Source organism: Actinobacillus capsulatus DSM 19761 (assembly GCF_000374285.1).
Classification (GTDB): Bacteria; Pseudomonadota; Gammaproteobacteria; order Enterobacterales; family Pasteurellaceae; genus Actinobacillus; species Actinobacillus capsulatus.
In genome coordinates this window covers 25,006-42,110 of record NZ_KB893945.1, presented here as the reverse complement: position 1 = coordinate 42,110, position 17,105 = coordinate 25,006, and the positions used below count along the sequence as shown (strand labels likewise).

17 protein-coding genes are annotated in these 17,105 nt (G+C 40.0%); 9 read left to right on the top strand and 8 right to left on the bottom strand.

Annotation, left to right across the window (positions count from 1 at the left end):
- The first annotated feature begins 101 nt into the window (after positions 1-101).
- Together C228_RS0110650 and C228_RS0110645 are read left to right on the top strand one after the other, a co-directional pair.
- Positions 102-1,583 carry an aldehyde dehydrogenase family protein gene (locus tag C228_RS0110650; protein ID WP_018652604.1) on the top strand — a complete coding sequence of 494 codons (1,482 nt, stop codon included), beginning with the start codon at positions 102-104 and terminating at the stop codon, positions 1,581-1,583.
- A gap of 196 nt (positions 1,584-1,779) precedes the next feature.
- Positions 1,780-3,417: an ABC transporter substrate-binding protein gene (locus C228_RS0110645; protein WP_018652603.1), complete on the top strand. Its 1,638-nt coding sequence runs from the start codon at positions 1,780-1,782 to the stop codon at positions 3,415-3,417.
- Between the two features lie 72 nt (positions 3,418-3,489).
- On the opposite strand, the gene pdxH is transcribed toward C228_RS0110645, so the two are convergent.
- The 4 genes from pdxH to C228_RS0110625 all read right to left on the bottom strand — a co-directional run bounded on the left by pdxH (position 3,490) and on the right by C228_RS0110625 (position 6,407).
- Positions 3,490-4,119: a pyridoxamine 5'-phosphate oxidase gene (gene pdxH, locus C228_RS0110640; RefSeq protein ID WP_018652602.1), complete on the bottom strand. Its 630-nt coding sequence runs from the start codon at positions 4,117-4,119 to the stop codon at positions 3,490-3,492.
- 75 nt (positions 4,120-4,194) lie between these two features.
- Positions 4,195-5,532: an ATP-dependent RNA helicase SrmB gene (srmB, locus tag C228_RS0110635; protein WP_018652601.1), complete on the bottom strand. Its 1,338-nt coding sequence runs from the start codon at positions 5,530-5,532 to the stop codon at positions 4,195-4,197.
- 22 nt (positions 5,533-5,554) lie between these two features.
- Positions 5,555-5,992, bottom strand: coding sequence for a ribosomal protein S18-alanine N-acetyltransferase (gene rimI, locus C228_RS0110630; RefSeq protein WP_018652600.1), 438 nt, complete (start codon positions 5,990-5,992; stop codon positions 5,555-5,557).
- Entirely contained in the window at positions 5,985-6,407 is a 423-nt protein-coding gene (locus tag C228_RS0110625; RefSeq protein WP_018652599.1) for a DNA polymerase III subunit psi, read from the bottom strand. Before C228_RS0110625 ends, rimI begins: the two co-directional genes overlap by 8 nt.
- A 104-nt stretch (positions 6,408-6,511) precedes the next feature.
- Here C228_RS0110625 and rsmC point away from each other — a divergent pair, with 104 nt between their 5' ends.
- Both rsmC and C228_RS0110615 read left to right on the top strand, forming a co-directional pair.
- A complete protein-coding gene (rsmC, locus tag C228_RS0110620; RefSeq protein WP_018652598.1) occupies positions 6,512-7,501 on the top strand; it encodes a 16S rRNA (guanine(1207)-N(2))-methyltransferase RsmC in 990 nt (329 codons plus the stop codon).
- Between the two features lie 447 nt (positions 7,502-7,948).
- A complete protein-coding gene (locus tag C228_RS0110615) occupies positions 7,949-8,839 on the top strand; it encodes a LysR family transcriptional regulator (RefSeq protein WP_018652597.1) in 891 nt (296 codons plus the stop codon).
- 76 nt (positions 8,840-8,915) lie between these two features.
- Here the strand turns inward: C228_RS0110615 and C228_RS0110610 are convergent, their stop codons facing one another.
- A complete protein-coding gene (locus tag C228_RS0110610) occupies positions 8,916-9,593 on the bottom strand; it encodes a DNA utilization protein GntX (protein ID WP_018652596.1) in 678 nt (225 codons plus the stop codon).
- Positions 9,594-9,722: 129 nt separating this feature from the next.
- Here C228_RS0110610 and C228_RS0110605 point away from each other — a divergent pair, with 129 nt between their 5' ends.
- The 5 genes from C228_RS0110605 (at position 9,723) to C228_RS0110585 (ending at position 13,631) form a co-directional block, all read left to right on the top strand.
- On the top strand, positions 9,723-10,532 hold the full coding sequence (locus C228_RS0110605) for a Cof-type HAD-IIB family hydrolase (RefSeq protein WP_018652595.1): 810 nt from the start codon (positions 9,723-9,725) through the stop codon (positions 10,530-10,532).
- 107 nt (positions 10,533-10,639) lie between these two features.
- Positions 10,640-12,103 (top strand): porin family protein, encoded by a 1,464-nt coding sequence (locus C228_RS0110600; RefSeq protein WP_018652594.1) that lies wholly within the window; start codon positions 10,640-10,642, stop codon positions 12,101-12,103.
- A gap of 204 nt (positions 12,104-12,307) precedes the next feature.
- Complete coding sequence (locus C228_RS0110595) at positions 12,308-12,550, top strand: hypothetical protein (RefSeq protein ID WP_018652593.1); 243 nt, start codon at positions 12,308-12,310, stop codon at positions 12,548-12,550.
- A gap of 83 nt (positions 12,551-12,633) precedes the next feature.
- Positions 12,634-12,855 carry a hypothetical protein gene (locus tag C228_RS0110590; protein WP_018652592.1) on the top strand — a complete coding sequence of 74 codons (222 nt, stop codon included), beginning with the start codon at positions 12,634-12,636 and terminating at the stop codon, positions 12,853-12,855.
- 179 nt (positions 12,856-13,034) lie between these two features.
- Positions 13,035-13,631, top strand: coding sequence for an autotransporter domain-containing protein (locus tag C228_RS0110585; RefSeq protein WP_018652591.1), 597 nt, complete (start codon positions 13,035-13,037; stop codon positions 13,629-13,631).
- Between the two features lie 57 nt (positions 13,632-13,688).
- Here C228_RS0110585 and ftsX read toward each other — a convergent pair whose 3' ends face one another.
- The 3 genes from ftsX to ftsY all read right to left on the bottom strand — a co-directional run bounded on the left by ftsX (position 13,689) and on the right by ftsY (position 17,092).
- Positions 13,689-14,627 carry a permease-like cell division protein FtsX gene (gene ftsX, locus C228_RS0110580; RefSeq protein WP_018652590.1) on the bottom strand — a complete coding sequence of 313 codons (939 nt, stop codon included), beginning with the start codon at positions 14,625-14,627 and terminating at the stop codon, positions 13,689-13,691.
- A 9-nt stretch (positions 14,628-14,636) separates the two neighbouring features.
- On the bottom strand, positions 14,637-15,290 hold the full coding sequence (gene ftsE, locus C228_RS0110575) for a cell division ATP-binding protein FtsE (RefSeq protein WP_018652589.1): 654 nt from the start codon (positions 15,288-15,290) through the stop codon (positions 14,637-14,639).
- 101 nt (positions 15,291-15,391) lie between these two features.
- Positions 15,392-17,092: a signal recognition particle-docking protein FtsY gene (gene ftsY / locus C228_RS0110570; protein ID WP_018652588.1), complete on the bottom strand. Its 1,701-nt coding sequence runs from the start codon at positions 17,090-17,092 to the stop codon at positions 15,392-15,394.
- Positions 17,093-17,105: the final 13 nt, after the last annotated feature.

Sequence of the window (17,105 nt, the reverse complement as noted above, 5' to 3'; positions counted from 1 at the left end):
TTTCACATTTTTTTAACAAAAACATTGCCAGATTAAATTCTAAGCGCATATTATTCGCTCAGTAATAGTTTATTTCCCGTAATAAACCTAGGAGCAAAGCGATGAAAAATCTCAATGTTTTTGATAAAACGTATGGCTTATTAATCAATGGCGAATGGACTCAAGGCAGTGGTAAGGATTTACTTGCTTCTTACAATCCGGCAAACGGTGATGTATTGGCACACTTTGTTGATGCGACCAATGCTGACGTTGATGCAGCAGTTACGGCAGCGCAACAAGCATTTAAATCTTGGCGAAAAACCACCGCTGCGGAACGTGCCGCAATCTTAAATAAAATTGCTGATGTGATTGATGAACACGGTGAATTATTCGCTTTGCAAGAAACGCTGGATAACGGTAAACCGATTCGTGAAACCCGAGCGGCGGATATTCCGTTAGCATCCGACCATTTCCGTTATTTCGCCAGTGCCATTCGTGCTGGTGAGGGTAGCTTAAATCAAATCAATCAAGAAGAACTTTCTCTCGTACTACGCGAGCCCATCGGCGTAGTCGGACAAATTATTCCGTGGAATTTCCCGTTCCTAATGGCGGCGTGGAAAATCGCACCGGCTCTTGCTGCCGGCTGTACTGTAGTCATTCACCCTTCCAGCACCACTTCGTTAAGCCTGTTATCTTTTGCACAAAAAATTAATCATTTACTACCGAAAGGCGTATTAAATGTGATTACCGGCAAAGGTTCAAAATCCGGCGAATACATGCTTAAACACAAAGGCTTTAATAAATTGGCATTTACCGGTTCAACCGAAGTGGGTCGTCATATTGCGGTTTCCGCTGCTGAATTACTCATTCCGGCAACCCTAGAATTAGGTGGTAAATCAGCCAATATTTTCTTTGACGATATGCCGTTCGACAAAGCATTGGAAGGTGCACAAAAAGGGATTTTATTCAATCAAGGGCAAGTATGTTGTGCCGGTTCACGCATCTTCGTGCAAGAAGGCATTTATGATAAATTTATCGCAGCTCTAGCCGAAGAATTTAAGAAAGTCAAAGTCGGCTTACCATGGGAAGACGACACGCAAATGGGCGCACAGGTCAATGCAGGACAACTTAACACCATTTTAAAATATGTGAAAATTGGTGAAGAAGAAGGCTGCCGCATCATTACCGGCGGTAAAAAAGTCTTAGCCGATAACCTAGCCAATGGCGAATTTGTCGAGCCGACTTTAATTGAATCGAAAGATAATAACAACCGAATTGCTCAAGAGGAAATCTTCGGGCCGGTGGCAACCGTGATTAAATTTAAAACCGAAGAAGATGTTATTCGAATGGCGAACGATTCGGAATACGGCTTAGGTGGCGGCGTTTGGACCAAAGACATTAACCGTGCATTACGTGTTGCACAAGCGATTGAAACCGGTCGTGTTTGGGTAAATTGCTACAATATTCTGCTGGCAGGCGCGCCATTTGGCGGTTATAAATCCTCAGGTATTGGGCGTGAAACCCACCAAATGATGTTGGACGCTTACACACAAGTGAAAAATATCTACATCAGTACCCGTGAAGAGCGTGAAGGTATGTACTAATTCTCTGATTGAATCTCCGTGAACAAGCGGTCTGATTTCTCACTTTTTTGCAAAATTCGAGAGGAATCAGACTGCTTTTTATATCTTTTCGTTATAACGAAATGCCTTTTGTTCTTTACTCCATTGTTCAGAAAGGGTAATCTCTCGCAACTTTTTATTTTGCGATTTATTTAAAATCCTACTTGGAGACGCACTTATGAAATTAGCGACTTTAACTAAAGTAAGTGCAGGTGTATTAGTAGCACTTGCCTTAACCGCTTGTGATGACAAAAATACTGATACTAAAACAACTGCGAAACCGGTAGCCGAAAAAACTTTCGTGAACTGCGTTAGCCGTTCACCACAATATTTCAGCCCGGCACTGGCAATGGACGGCATTTCGTACAATGCGAGTTCCCAACAAGTTTATAACCGTTTAGTTGAATTTAAACGCGGTTCAACTGAGATCGAGCCGGCGTTAGCTGAATCTTGGGATGTATCCGAAGACGGTTTAACTTACACTTTCCACCTACGTAAAGGCGTGAAATTCCATTCAAATAAAGCATTCACACCAAGCCGTGATTTCAATGCGGATGACGTGGTATTTTCATTTAACCGTCAGTTAGATCCGAATCATCCTTATCATACGGTTTCAAAAGCAACTTATCCGTACTTTAAAGCGATGAAATTCCCAACCTTATTAAAATCGGTTGAGAAAGTGGATGATCATACGGTGAAATTTACCTTAACCAAACGTGATGCGACCTTCGTTTCAAGTTTAGGTATGGACTTCACTTCAATCTATTCTGCGGAATACGCCGACAAAATGTTAAAAGCGGGTACGCCAGAAGTAATTGACAGTACACCGATTGGTACCGGTCCATTCGCCTTTACCGGTTACGTGTTAGATCAGGCAAGCCGCTATGTTGCACATAAAGATTATTGGAATGGCAAAGCAGATTTTGACCGCTTAATTTTTGAAATTGTACCGGATGCAACCGCTCGTTATGCAAAATTACAAGCAGGTCAGTGCGATTTAATCGACTTCCCGAATGCAACCGATATTGAAAAAATGAAAACCGATCCGAAAGTGCAATTACTTTCACAACCGGGTTTAAATATCGCTTATGTTGCATTTAACACCGAAAAAGCACCGTTTGATAATGTGAAAGTACGTCAAGCGTTAAATCTTGCGGTTGATAAAAAAGCAATTATTGATGTGGTTTACCAAGGTGCCGGTATTGCGGCAAAAAATCCGTTACCGCCAACCATTTGGGGCTACAACGACAGCTTAGCGGAATCGGAATTTAATATTGAAAAAGCGAAACAATTACTCGCAGAAGCAGGCTATCCGAACGGTTTTGAAACTGAACTTTGGGTACAACCGGTCGTGCGTGCATCAAATCCGAACCCACGCCGTATGTCTGAAATTATTCAGGCAGACTGGGCAAAAATCGGGGTAAAAGCGAAACTAGTCACTTATGAATGGGGTGATTATATTAAACGTTCAAAAGCAGGCGAATTCACTGCCGGTACTTACGGTTGGTCGGGCGATAACGGTGATCCGGATAACTTCTTATCGCCGTTATTCGGTTCGGTAAACATCGGTAACAGTAACTATGCTCGTTTTAACAGCCCAGAGCTAGATGCGTTATTAGATAAAGCACTCGGCTTATCGGATAAAGCGGAACGTACTAAACTCTACGAACAGGCACAAGTATTGTTAAGAGAACAAGCACCGTGGATTAACGTGGCACACTCAATTAACTTTGCACCGACCAGCAAACGTGTACAAGACTACCAACAAAGTCCGTTCGGTTACACTTATCTGTACGGTACAAAACTTGCTGACTAAAAGTCTTTCGACTGATTCAGGCAAATCAACAAAAAATGGTGGGATTTCCCACCATTTTTTATTTCTGCCACCTTATGGCGATAACCTTTCTTTATGCCACTTTCCTTCAACAAGGCGATAACAAATGCGATCGTGCAAACGACTTGGTCTGCCCTGCCAAAATTCAATTCGTTCCGGTAATACGATATAACCGCCCCAATGTGGTGGGCGAGGCACTTGTAACGGATGTTTCGCCGCAATCAATGCCGCCTTTACCACCAACTCGCTTTTACTGGCTAACACTTGACTCTGATTACTCGCCCAAGCACCGACTCGGCTGGTATAAGGACGGCTGGCAAAATAGCGATCCGATTCCTCAGCTGAAATTTTCTCAATCTGTCCTTCAATCCGTACCGAACGCTCTAACTCCGCCCAGAAAAAGGTTAATGCAGCATAAGGATTTTGCTCAATCGCTTGCCCCTTACGGCTTTGATAATTGGTAAAAAACACAAAGCCATTTGAATTCACCTCTTTTAATAGCACAATACGGCTGGTCGGTTTGCCGTCAAGAACGGTGGCAACGTTCATCGCTGTCGGCTCATTCGCTTTAGCGGTAATCGCTTCCTGTAACCATTGCTCGAATTGCTGAATTGGATCCGCATGGCAATGAGCCTGGGACAATTCTTGTTTACTATAATCTTCTCGGATGTTGTATAGATCCATTTCTTTTCCTCTACAAACTGGAAAACAAAAGCGGTCGAATTTCCGCAAAATTTTGCAAAAATTCAACCGCTTGTATTACGCAGATTTTGTCGCTTCCGCAGCCGGTTTACGACGTTTACCAATATTTTTAGTATCTTTATGACGCACTTTTACTTTGGCTTTTGCCGCTTCTTTCTTCGCTTCTTTACGTTTTTTAATACGTGCTTTTTCTTTTTTGGTCGTAGTGTTTAACTCACCGTCTTTCGGTGCTTTGGTGCGAGGCTCTAAACCTTCAATCACTCTTGGCTTTAACTGCTCTTCGGTATAGCGTTTGATTTTGCCTAACAGTTTGTAATCATGCGCTTCCACCAATGAGATTGCCGATCCTTTTTTACCAGCACGCGCAGTACGACCGATACGGTGCAAATAGGTATCTGCACTGTACGGTAAGTCGAAGTTAATCACATAATCAACATCATCAATATCAATACCACGGGCAGCAACATCCGTCGCGACCAACACATTCACTACACCGTCTTTTAAACGGGTGATCGCTTGGTTGCGCTGAGTTTGCGCCATATCGCCTTCCAAATAAGTTGAACGTAAGCCACGTTTGCGTAACGTATCACTTAACTCACGCACATCTTCACGGCGGCGAACGAATACAATCGCTTTTTCCATTTCCAGCGTAGCAATCAAACGGGCAAGTAATTTGGTCTTGTGTTCCACATTATCCGCATGGTAATACCATTGTTGGATTTTTTTACGCTCACGGCGGCTTGGTTCCGCATCAATTTTTAACGGGTTATCCAAAATACGGTCGGTAAAATCCACCAATAACTCGCCTTCCAGCGTTGCCGAGAATAACCACGTGTGTTTACGCCAACGGGTTTCCGCCGCAATTTTTTCCGCATCTTGCCCAAAACCCATTTGTAACATACGGTCTGCTTCATCAAAGATCAAAATCTCTACCGCACGGCAGTCAAAATTTTCTTCTTTGATATATTGCATTAAACGCCCCGGTGTCGCGACTACAATATCTTGGTTGCTGTTAAACACTTCGCCGTGGTTTTGATACGCCACGCCGCCAGTAATGGTGGCAATGCTGAGTTTGGTAAATTCAGCAAAGACTTCTGCTTCTTCCGCCACTTGCATCGCCAATTCACGGGTTGGGGTTAAAATTAAAATACGTGGCGCCCCCGGTTTACGGCGTGGGTAATCCAATAAATGTTGAATAGCCGGCAATAAAAATGCGGCGGTTTTGCCGGTACCAGTCGGTGCCGAGCCAAGTAAATCACGACCATCAAGGGCGTGTGGAATGGTTTCCGCTTGTACGGCGGTCGGGCGTTTGTAACCTTTTTTATTGAGCGCTTTTAACAGTTGAGGAGCTAAATCCAATTCCTCAAAGGTCATTAATGGGGTTTCAGTGGTCATTATGTTTAATGTTCCTAATCATTTATAAATACAGAGCCATCACAACGGCATTTTCTCTTGCGCCACTCGGGGTCGGATAATAATTTTTACGAATAGTGACTTCATTAAAACCGAGTGCGCCATATAATTTTTGTGCGGCGAGATTGGATTCTCGCACTTCCAACCAAAGCGTTAAGATACCTTGTTCACGCAGTCTTTCAATTAAGGCGGATAATAAGCGTTTACCGTAACCTTTTGCTTGGAAACTCGGATCAACAGCGATATTAAATAAAGTTGCTTCGTCCAATACGGTTTGGCAAATGGCAAAAGCCACGATTTGATTTTGTTCGGTCAGTTTGAGATTTAAATATTTATCGCCTTGATTATTGAGTAATGTACCTTTGCTCCAAGGTACGAGGTGTGCAGCTTGCTCAATCTCAAACAAATGGTCAAAATCCGATTCATTAATGATTTCAATCATAATTATCCTCAAAATGCTGACAAAATGCCGCCATTTGTTGCCAAAGTTGGCGTTTTGTAGCGACACTCGTTAAATCTTGCCACGAACGATGTTGCCAAGCGGTCTGATTTGCAAATTTTTTTGCAATTTCAACCGCTTGTCTTTCCGATTGGATTAGCCAAAAAATAGGATGATGTTCAAAAAATAAACGCAAGGCTTGTTCTGCATCCAACCATTGATATTGGTTAGGCTGCAACTGCAAGGCGCATAAAATGTCCGAAAACAGACCGCTTGTTTGATGATTCTCTTCACATACCACAACCAGTTTCACCGCTTTATCCAAGCGAATTTGCGCATCGCCCTTTAATACTTGCGGTTTTATCAGCACCCATTGAGGAATATTCATCTCATTTAATAGCAAATCTCGCCGATTCATCTCATACCTCGCAAAAACAAGTAGGGAATAGTATCAAAAGTCGGTAAAATGCGGAAATATTTTTATGATTAAGCCCCATAATATACAGAAATAAAAGGATATTTATGCTCTCTCTTGAAAGTGAAGTGTTAAATCGTCATTTGCCTTTGTTTGCAAATAAATCAATTTTACTGTTTGGTGATGTTCGAGATCGTTTTGCCGATCACATCAAATCAACGGCTAAAAGTGTGGCGATTTTTAGTAGCTATTTCGATTATGCACGCCAATATAGCGATGTAAGCTTCGGTTTAGATTGCGAAATCAGAGCCGAACTGGCGATATTTTTCTGGACAAAAAACAAACAAGAATGCCAATATCAATTACTACAATGGCTTTCACAAGCAAACATTGGTCAAGAAATATTGATTATCGGTGAAAACCGTGCCGGTGTGCGTTCGGTGGAAAAGCTACTTGAGCCTTGCGGTAATATCGCCAAAATTGATTCTGCTCGCCGCTGCGGTTTATATCATTTTGAGTTGCAAAGTATGCCTGAATTTAACAGTAAAAAATTCTGGAAATCTTACCAGTTACCAGATCTGACCATTTTCGCTTTACCGGCTGTATTTAGTTCGGCAGAATTAGATGGTGGCACGCAATTATTGCTCTCGAGTTTTAATAAAACGGACCGCTTAAAAGGTAAAGTGCTGGATCTTGGCTGTGGTGCTGGTGTGATTGGGGCAAGTCTAAAACAGCAATTTGAAAAGATTACATTAACTATGTCCGATATTCATGCGATGGCACTTGAATCATCGCGTCGTACACTGGCGGAAAATGCTTTAGAAGGAGCTGTAGTGGCAAGCGATGTGTTTTCGCATATTGAGGAACGTTTTGATTTGATTGTGTCTAACCCGCCGTTTCACGATGGCATTGATACTGCTTATCGAGCAGTAGAAGATTTAATTGCACAAGCGAAAAATCGTTTAAATCGTGGCGGAGAACTGCGTATTGTAGCGAACGCTTTCTTACCTTATCCGGATTTATTGGATAAAGCTTTCGGTTCACATACCGTTATTGCCAAATCCAATAAATTTAAAGTGTATTCCGCTAAAGCTTAAAGCGAAAAAAGACGGCCAGAAAATCCTTTTCAGCCGTCTTTGAAAAAAAACCAGTCACAAAATACTTCTAATAATAATTCATAAATTACTATCAAAATTGTTTAGTGTGGTTATCACTATGCTTATTACTCCGATGTATTATTCACTTATTACAAATAATACTTATTCATAATGGAGATAATAGAAATTTTCCCTACTTCATTAATTCAACAAACGCTTTACATTTAAAATAGAAAATTTTCTATTTTTATATAAAGGCTCGCTAAGCAAAGACACTAAAAGCCGTAGAATCTCGTCATAATTCTAAGGCATAACTAGTTCATATATGTCATTGCTGAAAATAATGAAATAGTAAAAATTTCAAATTAATTGTAATGATTTAAAATACCTTAACAACCCCATTTTACTTAATACACTATTAAGCACAACTTAATAAAAGGATTTTGTATGTATGATTACAAGGCAATGCTGGTCTTTGTAACAATCGTTGAACAAGGTGCGATGCAAGCGGCGGCCGAGAAGTTGTCCATGACACCCTCGGCGGTAACGCAAACGATTAAAAAGTTAGAAAACCAGTTAAAAATCAAGCTGTTAAATAGAACAACAAGGAAGCTTTCTTTAACAGATGCGGGTAATATTTTCTATCAACATATTGCACATATTCAGCACAGTGCAGAAAATGCGGTTCGTAGTATTGAGGCCCTTCGTTCTGAGCCTGTTGGTGAATTAAAAATTGCTTCAGTGAGTGGTCTAATTGATAGTTTTTTAATCAGAACGTTTAAAGAAATTCTTGATAATCATCCGGAAATTCGGCTGAACATCACTTTTGAAGATACTCCAATCGATCTTTCTGAGCAAAAATTTGATATTTTATTGCGTTCGGGCAATATCACAGATGACCGCACTATCGCTCGTCATCTATATAATTTCGAATGGGCAATTGTGGCGCATCACGACTATATTAAGCGCCATGGATTGCCCAAAAATTTATCCGAACTAGAGAAATTGGACTGGATTAGTTATCCAGATAAAGAGAAGAAAAAATCCCCGATGCTGCTAAGCCAAGAGCGAGATACAGCAACATTTATGCCCTATTATCGTATTACTTGCAATTCACTCAATGCGGCTAAAGGTTTACTGTTAAATGGATTAGGTATTACTAAACTCCCGATTAAATATATTCGAGAGCAGCTTGAGTCCGGCGAATTAATCTCACTTTGTTCAGATTGGAAATTACCTAAAACACCACTATATTTAGTTACGCCACAGCGTATTCAATCAGAAAAGGTGAGAGTAGCAAGCCAATTAATCATCGATTATTTTAAAAATTTAACCTAATTCCTTCATATACAAATCCATACAAGCGGTTATTTTTGCAAAAAATCTGTAAAAATGACCGCTTGTCAAAGCTAAATTAAGCTCGAGCCAATGTCCAAACTTGAATATGCTGTACACCTTGCTTAAGTAACTCGGCACAAATTGCATTTAACGTTGAGCCGGTTGTCACCACATCATCAATAATCGCAACACGTTGATATGCTCGATTTGGTGTATAACGAAATGCGCCTTTTAAATTACGCTTACGTTCATAGGCTGTAAGCTGCCGTTGAGAATATGTCGCTCGCACTCGCTTTAAGCTAACGTTATCTAAAGGAATATTTAGCCAATTTGATAAATGTTCCGCCAGCAGTTGCGCTTGATTAAAACCTCTCTTCCATTCCCTATGCCAAAAAAGCGGTACCGGAAAAATCACCTCCGGCAATTCTAATTGATGTGTTCTTTGCGCTTGCTTTATCGCTAATAGCAACAATCTGGCAAGACCTTGATCCAACCAAAATTGATCCTGAAACTTAAAGCGATGAATCCAATCGGAAAGCGGTGGCTTATAATATGCGATCTGTACGATACGATGCCATTTTGGCTCATTACGTAAACAATTACCGCAATATAACTGATTTTCTGGCAATAACGCACCACAACATCCACAATAGCAGCTTTTTTCTATTTTGCGATAACAGCTACTACAAATAGTATGCTGTGCTATTGCTAATGGTTTACGGCAATGAATACATCTAAATCCCCAATAATTCATACTTGCTCCTTTTTATTTTGGTTGTATCAAACTTTCATCAGAAAAATTGGAGATTTTTTGCGATATAGATCGAAAAAAGAGTAAAATCTTTACTTAATAACTCACTTTTTATTAAGGACAAACTAACGAATGACCCAACCAAGTCAGCCAATTAAAGTCATCTTTTTTGATATTGATGACACACTCTATGTAAAATCCAAAGCTTATATTCCAGATTCAATCACTCAACAAGTCCTACCTAAACTAAAAGAAAAAGGTATTATCCCAGCTATTGCGACCGGACGTAATCTTGGTGGTTTTCCTCAAGCCTTAAAACCATTAATGGGCGAACACGGCTTTGAGCTATTTGTTACGATTAACGGTCAGTATAATTTCTATAAAGATCAAATAATTAGCCAATATGGTTTAACTATTGAGCAAATTGAGCGTTGTATTGAAAAACTTAATGCATTAGATATTGCTTATGCATTTGTCACACCGGAAGAGATTGCCGTGTCAGAAGAAAACCCTATCGTACGAGCAGCTACCACACCAATAAAATCAGATTACGTGGTTGACCCAAAATTCTATTTAAAAAGCACTGCGGTACAGATGCTTGCGTTTTATCCGGAAAGTCGTGATGAAGAAATTCGTGCGTCAGACCTGCTGCTAGATGAACTTAAAGCCGTACGCTGGAATCCAAATGCGGTTGATATTCTATGTATCGAAAATTCTAAAGCCCGTGGTATCGAAGATGTTATCCGCCATTTTGGTTTAAATATTGAACATACGATGGCATTTGGAGATGGATTTAATGATATTGAAATGTTTGATACTGTCGGTTTTAGCGTAGCAATGGGAAATGCTGAAGAAGAACTAAAACAACACGCTGATTATGTGACGAAGCATATTGAAGAAGACGGTATACTTTATGCATTAAAAGAGTTTAAGATTCTTTAAACATTGAAGCTATCCTAGAGGATAGCTTTTTTATGTAAAAATCATTTTAATAATAATAATTCTCATATATAATTAAAATTTACATTCTTTACTTAAAATATTGTCAGATGAAATTAAAATTACTTATCTCTGCAGTTGCAGTATCTACCACATTCTCAGCGCTTGCTGATACTACAGAACAAAAAATTTCCGACCATTTAAACGATTTACGAAGCCAAACGGAAGTAGCGATTGAATCTCGTATTCAAAAGCCGGTTGCTCGTTCACTTCCTCAATCAACCGTTCAGCAAAAAAAGCTTCCAAGTATGAGCAAAGAGGAGTTCGCTAAGCGACCAGATTTAATTTCAAATGCGCTTGTTTTAGCATTACATCAATCTAATTCTGATACGGTTAATTTTCTTTATTCGTTTTATAGCAAACTGCCAGCACAATACCAAGACCCGATTATGGTTAAGTGGTCGGAAGCTATTTTAGCCCGTCAAAAAGGCGACTACAGTACCGCCATTGCTCTCTATCGAGAAATATTAGCCGAACATTCAGGCTTAGGCTCTGCTCGTTTACAGCTTGCTGTAGCATTATTTGAGAACAATGAATTAGAAGCCGCCGAAGATCAATTCCAAAAAATACGCGCAGAAAATCCGCCTGCCCAGATTAAAGATGTTATCGATCAATATATTGCCGCAATCGTAAATAAAGATCGATGGGTATTTTCCGGTGGATTCACTTATTTAAACGATCCGAATATTAATAACGCCCCGAAATCTGGCACCACTTACGGACAATGGAGCGCACCGAAATCCGAATCCGCACAAGGGATCGGCTTTAACTTCTATGCTGGCAAGAAATGGTCTTGGGGAAATAATTTCTATAATGAATTCCGTCTAAGCAGTAACGGAAAATATTATTGGAATAACAAAAAATATAATGAAGTCAGCGCAAGAGGAAGCCTTGGTTTAGGCTATCAAACCGCTCGCTTTAATATGGCTATTCTTCCTTTTATGGAACAAACACTTTATGCTGGCGGTTCGAACAGTAGCAACAGTTTAAAACGATTCTCAAAAACAAGCGGCGCAACATTAGAAACCAGTTACTGGATCTCACCGAAATGGCAATGGGAATCAAACTATGAATATGCCGAACAACGTTATATGGATCGTAAACATTTAAATGGTAGCTACCATTTCGTTTCAAGTGGCTTAACTTATCTTGCCAGTGCAAAACAATATTGGTTTACTAATATAAACTACAACCGCACAGCAACTCGAGATAAGGATGACAGTTATATCCGCCGCGGAATCGCGCTTGGCTGGGGACAAGAATGGCCATTCGGTCTATCAACACGATTAAGTGTTAACTATGCACAAAAAAATTACAAAGCACCAATGCCAATCTTTGGCATTACACAACGTAATAAAGAATACGGTGTATCATTAAGTCTATGGCATCGTGCCATACATTATTGGGGTATTACACCTCGCCTAACGTATAGCTTTAATAAAGTAAAAAGTAATCACGCATTCTATAGCTACGATAAACACCGTATTTTTGTGGAGTTTAGCAAACGCTTCTAGATAACTTAATAAATCATCAATAAAACTAGACCGCTTACCAAATAAAGGCAAGCGGTCTTTTTTTATAAAAAATCTGCAAAAAGAACTTACACTTAACTAACATTTTACAAATGATAAAGACATATAAAATCTTGCAAAAAAATACCAAGAAAAGTCAAAATATACCATAAACCATATTAGTTTTCACCTAAGGATATAGTTTATATGAAATTTATTAAAAATCGTATTGCAATTGCTATTTTATGTAGTGTGCCAACGATAATAACAACAATTAGTCCTATTGCTTACGCTCAAACCAATGTAGCTGAGGTCTCTTCACAAAGTGATTTTGAACGTGCTTTAGCGCTAGCAAAATCAACCACTAACCTCACCATACGCCTTACAAATAACTTCACTTTATTATCCAAAGTGAATCAAAATAGGCAGGATTTAGATATTAGAGGTTAGTTAGATCCTAATGAAACCTATGTAAGTGTAGTAATAATGCTGACGGTTTAACCGTAGCTGCCACACAAGATAGTAGCGTAAATGTGATAAGAGAGGGTAATTCATTTAAAACTGTCACACCCTCTACAGTTACACCATCAGCTACACCAGCTGTAGTTCAACAAGAAGGTTCAAGCCTAAAAGCAGATGAAAAGCCGGCTGCAGACATACCTGAAATTACTCAAAAATCAAGCGTGACAGAAGTAGAAAAAATAGCTACGGATGTGCCGGAAACAACTCAAAAAGGAACTGCCGTTACAGCCTAAGAAAAACCTGAAGCCGATACTGAAGCATTAATTGCCGCATTGCACCAAGCGGAATTATTGCTGCAGCAACAGCAAAAAGCTTAGCAAGTGATTGAAAAATTCCCAACCGATGGTAATCAGTTCCGTGTATGGTCTAATAACACTGTTACGAATAGCTCTGCTTATCGTAATTAACCGATGTGCGTAATGGCAATGATTTTGCTTATAAACATCATTTGCAAATTACCTCCGCATTTGTGAAATATCAAACAAATAACGGTACATTTGCTGCATTTGATCTAGGTGCAGGACGAATTAAGAATAAGCTAAAATCGGCAAATCAAACCGATGGCTTTAGCCGTAAACTTGTACAAACCGGCTTAACTTTAGGACAGGAACTAACTTGGAATCAGCTTGAAGCCACCGCGAAAACAGGTATTCGCTATAATCATTTAGGGCACGCCAATTACCAATTGGACGGACTAAATGTGCAAGAACAAGCGGTCGATTTTGTCAGCTATTTTGCAGACCTTGAGTTAGGTTATAAATTTGCGTTAGGTACTCAATTTAGCATAAAACCATTGATCTCTGCAGAGTATTGGGTACATAACGGCGATACGGAAATGAAAGTAGCCGATCGCCAATTCAGCTTAGAAACCGGCAATCGCCAACATTTAGCGGCAGGTGTGGAAATGGAATATCAAAATCTCAAACTCAGCCTTTCAGGCGGTGTTACTGACGGTTCAAAAGTCGCGAAGCAAAATGTCGCAAAATTAAATCTGAACTACCAATTCTAACCATATAAAAAAACGGATATTCATTTGAATATCCGTTTTTTCTTTATTCAAATTCTTTTAATAACAAGAACCAATTCGGTATATATGGCGATTGGTTGCAATTTTTGCTGATAACCAACCGATAAAGATACACGCCACAATCAGGAAGAACATTTCACTAAAATCCAGGCCATTTAACTCAAATTTAACCGTAAACATATCGGTGACATATTTCACTATACCGGTAAAGTAGCTGATTAAAACCGCACTAAACAGAATAGCCAGCAAACTGCCGAAAAAGCCATAAATCATACCAGTATATAGGAACGGGCGAGCAATAAAGTGATCCGTTGCGCCTAATAATTGCTGCACTTCAATTGAAGCCTTGCTATTTGCCACATCGGTACGCACCGCATTACCCACCACTAAAAACACCGCAATTAGCATCAATACCGTACAAACCATTGCGATTCGAGCAATCAGCCAAGTTAAAGCGGTTAATTTTTCTAGCCAACCGTTATCTAGACGAACCTCTTGTACACCTTTAATCGCTTGTAAGCCGTTACGCAATTCAAGCATCGCATCATTAGCGGTAAACTGCTTTTTCGGTTTGAGAGTAACCACCGCCGGTAGCGGATTATCGTCAATAATATCTAAAGCTTCACCAAAGCCAGACCATGAGCGAAATTCATCTAAACTCTGCTGGCGAGAAATATAGTTCAATGATTCAATTTTATCCGCATCAAAGTGACGAATACGTTCTACCACGGCATTCACATCATGTTCAGCAAGATTTTTATGCAAATAAATCGTGAGCTCCGGCTCCGGATAAAACTCTGTCGCTGCCTGATGCGTATTTTTCCAAAGTAAATAACTTACGGTCGGAATAGTGAGTGATACCGCAATCACTAATACGGTTAAAAAAGTGCCAAACTTACGTTTTAGGAGATCTTGCCATACAGAACGTAAGGTATAACGTGTTTGCGCACCAAAGCTGGTATTAAATGAACGAGCCATATTGTTTCCTTAGTTTCTGAGATAACCTTGCTCTAATACTAAGCATGGTTTCGGACGTTTTGAAATAATATTGGTATCGTGAGTCGCCACCAATACTGTTGTGCCAGATTGATTAAATTCTTCAAATAAGCGGAAAATCTCAAACGATAATTTTTCGTCTAAGTTACCGGTCGGTTCATCGGCCAATAATAAAATTGGGCGATGTACAATCGCACGGGCAATATCAACACGTTGTTGTTCACCACCTGAAAGGTGTAACGGCAAATAATTCGCTTTATTCGCTAAACCGACACGTTCCAACGCAATACGAGCTTCACGCTCAACAATTTGCTGATTCATACCTTGAATAATCAACGGCAAAGCAACATTATCCAAAATGGTGCGATCGGTAAGTAAACGGTAATCTTGGTGAACCATACCGATTTGGCGGCGTAAAAACGGTAATTCGTGTGCTTCAAGGCGAGTAATATCATGTCCGTTAAACATCACTTGTCCGCCGTTTGCACGCTCAATGCCCATAATCAGCTTAAGCAAGGTACTTTTACCGGCACCAGAGTGACCGGTTAAATACGCCATACCGCCAACCGGCAAATGGAAATTAATACCTTGTAATGCCGGCTTGCCGCCTTTATAGGCTTTACTTACATTTGTGAATTTAATCATTGTGTTTACCTTTTTCTATCACGATACACTCAGAAATAGCGGTCTAATTTCGCTTATTTTTTGCAAAAATATCTTTCTCCGCCTGCTCGTAATAATTGTTGTTATTCTTCGTGTTCAAATAATGCTTCGATAAATTCTTCCGCACTAAATGGGCGGAGATCTTCTATTTTTTCACCAACTCCGATAAAGCGAATCGGAATATTAAATTGGTCGGCAATCGCAAAGATCACACCGCCTTTTGCCGTACCGTCTAATTTAGTTAATGTAATACCGGTTAAGCCGACCGCTTCGTTAAATAATTTCGCTTGGCTAATCGCATTTTGTCCTGTACCGGCATCTAAGGTAAGCATAATTTCGTGCGGTGCGCTTTCATCATATTTTTTCATCACACGTACGATTTTTTTCAGCTCATCCATTAAGTTGTTTTTATTCTGCAAACGACCGGCGGTATCTGCGATTAAGATATCAATCCCTTTTGACGCCGCTGATTGCATCGCATCAAAAATCACCGAAGCCGAGTCCGAACCGGTAGATTGTGCGACCACCGGAATATTATTCCGTTCACCCCAAACTTGTAATTGTTCTACTGCTGCGGCACGGAAAGTATCACCAGCTGCAAGCATTACAGATTTACCTTCTGCTTGGAATTTGCGTGCTAATTTACCGATAGTGGTGGTTTTACCCACCCCGTTCACCCCAACCATTAAAATGACATAAGGCTTTTTACTTGTATCGATTTCAAGCGGTTGGCTAACCGGTTTTAATACTTCACTCAACTCAACTTTAAGTTGCTGATAAAGTAAATCTGCATCTTTTAACTGCTGTTTAGTTGCATGTTGCATGAGGCTGTTAATAATCTTGGTCGTAGTCGGCATGCCTAAATCGGCAACCAATAACTGCTCTTCCAGTTCTTCGAATAAATCATCATCAATTTTTTTGCCGCTAAAGAAATTACGGAAGCCGGAACCGATACTTTGTTTTGTTTTAACGAGTCCTTTTAACAAACGGCTGAAAAAGCCACCTTCACTCGGTTTTTCTTGGTAATCATCCACCTTTTGTGCAGCTTGCTCGTGTTCGGCTTTTTCCACCTCAAGCTCAACTAATTCTTCCAGCTCTTCAAAATTTTCTTCCGCATCCGATTTTGTTTTAACTTCACCCACAAGTTCCGCTTCTACAACTTTTTCAACGCGTTCTTCGATTTGCTGATGGTGGTTTACCGGCTCCGGCTCAGTTGTCGTTTCATTTGCAAGATTTTCGCTAAATTCGACCGCTTGTACTGTAGCTTCCTTAACATCTTGTACCACTTCAGCTTTAGCCGTATCAATAATTGAAACGGACTGTTCTTTCTCTTGCTCAAAAGATTGCTCTATCTTGTCCGCGGTATCATGTAAAAAGCTTTTGGCTTCTTCAACTTTATCTTCAACAAATTGCTCAATTTGCTCTGATTTCTGTTCAACGAATTCTTCGATTTGTTCAAACTTTTGTTCAATCGCATCTTCAATGCGCTCAACAAAATCCTCAACTTGTTCCGCTTTTTGCTCAACTGAATCAACAAATTCTTTGATTTCCGGCTGCGAGGTAATTTGCTCAAACTTATCTTCAACTTTATCTTCGAGATCTTCTAATTTCTGTTCTACCGTCTCTTGCAGCTGCTCGTTTTTTTGCTCCGCTTGCTCAACTTTCTGTTCTAGCATTTCTGTTGTAGATTCAACATTTTGTTCCGCCGGAATATCGTCTTGTTTCGGCTCATCTTTTTTGCCGAGACCTAACCAAGACCAAAAACCTTTTTTCTTTTCTGCCATATTTTTCTCACTT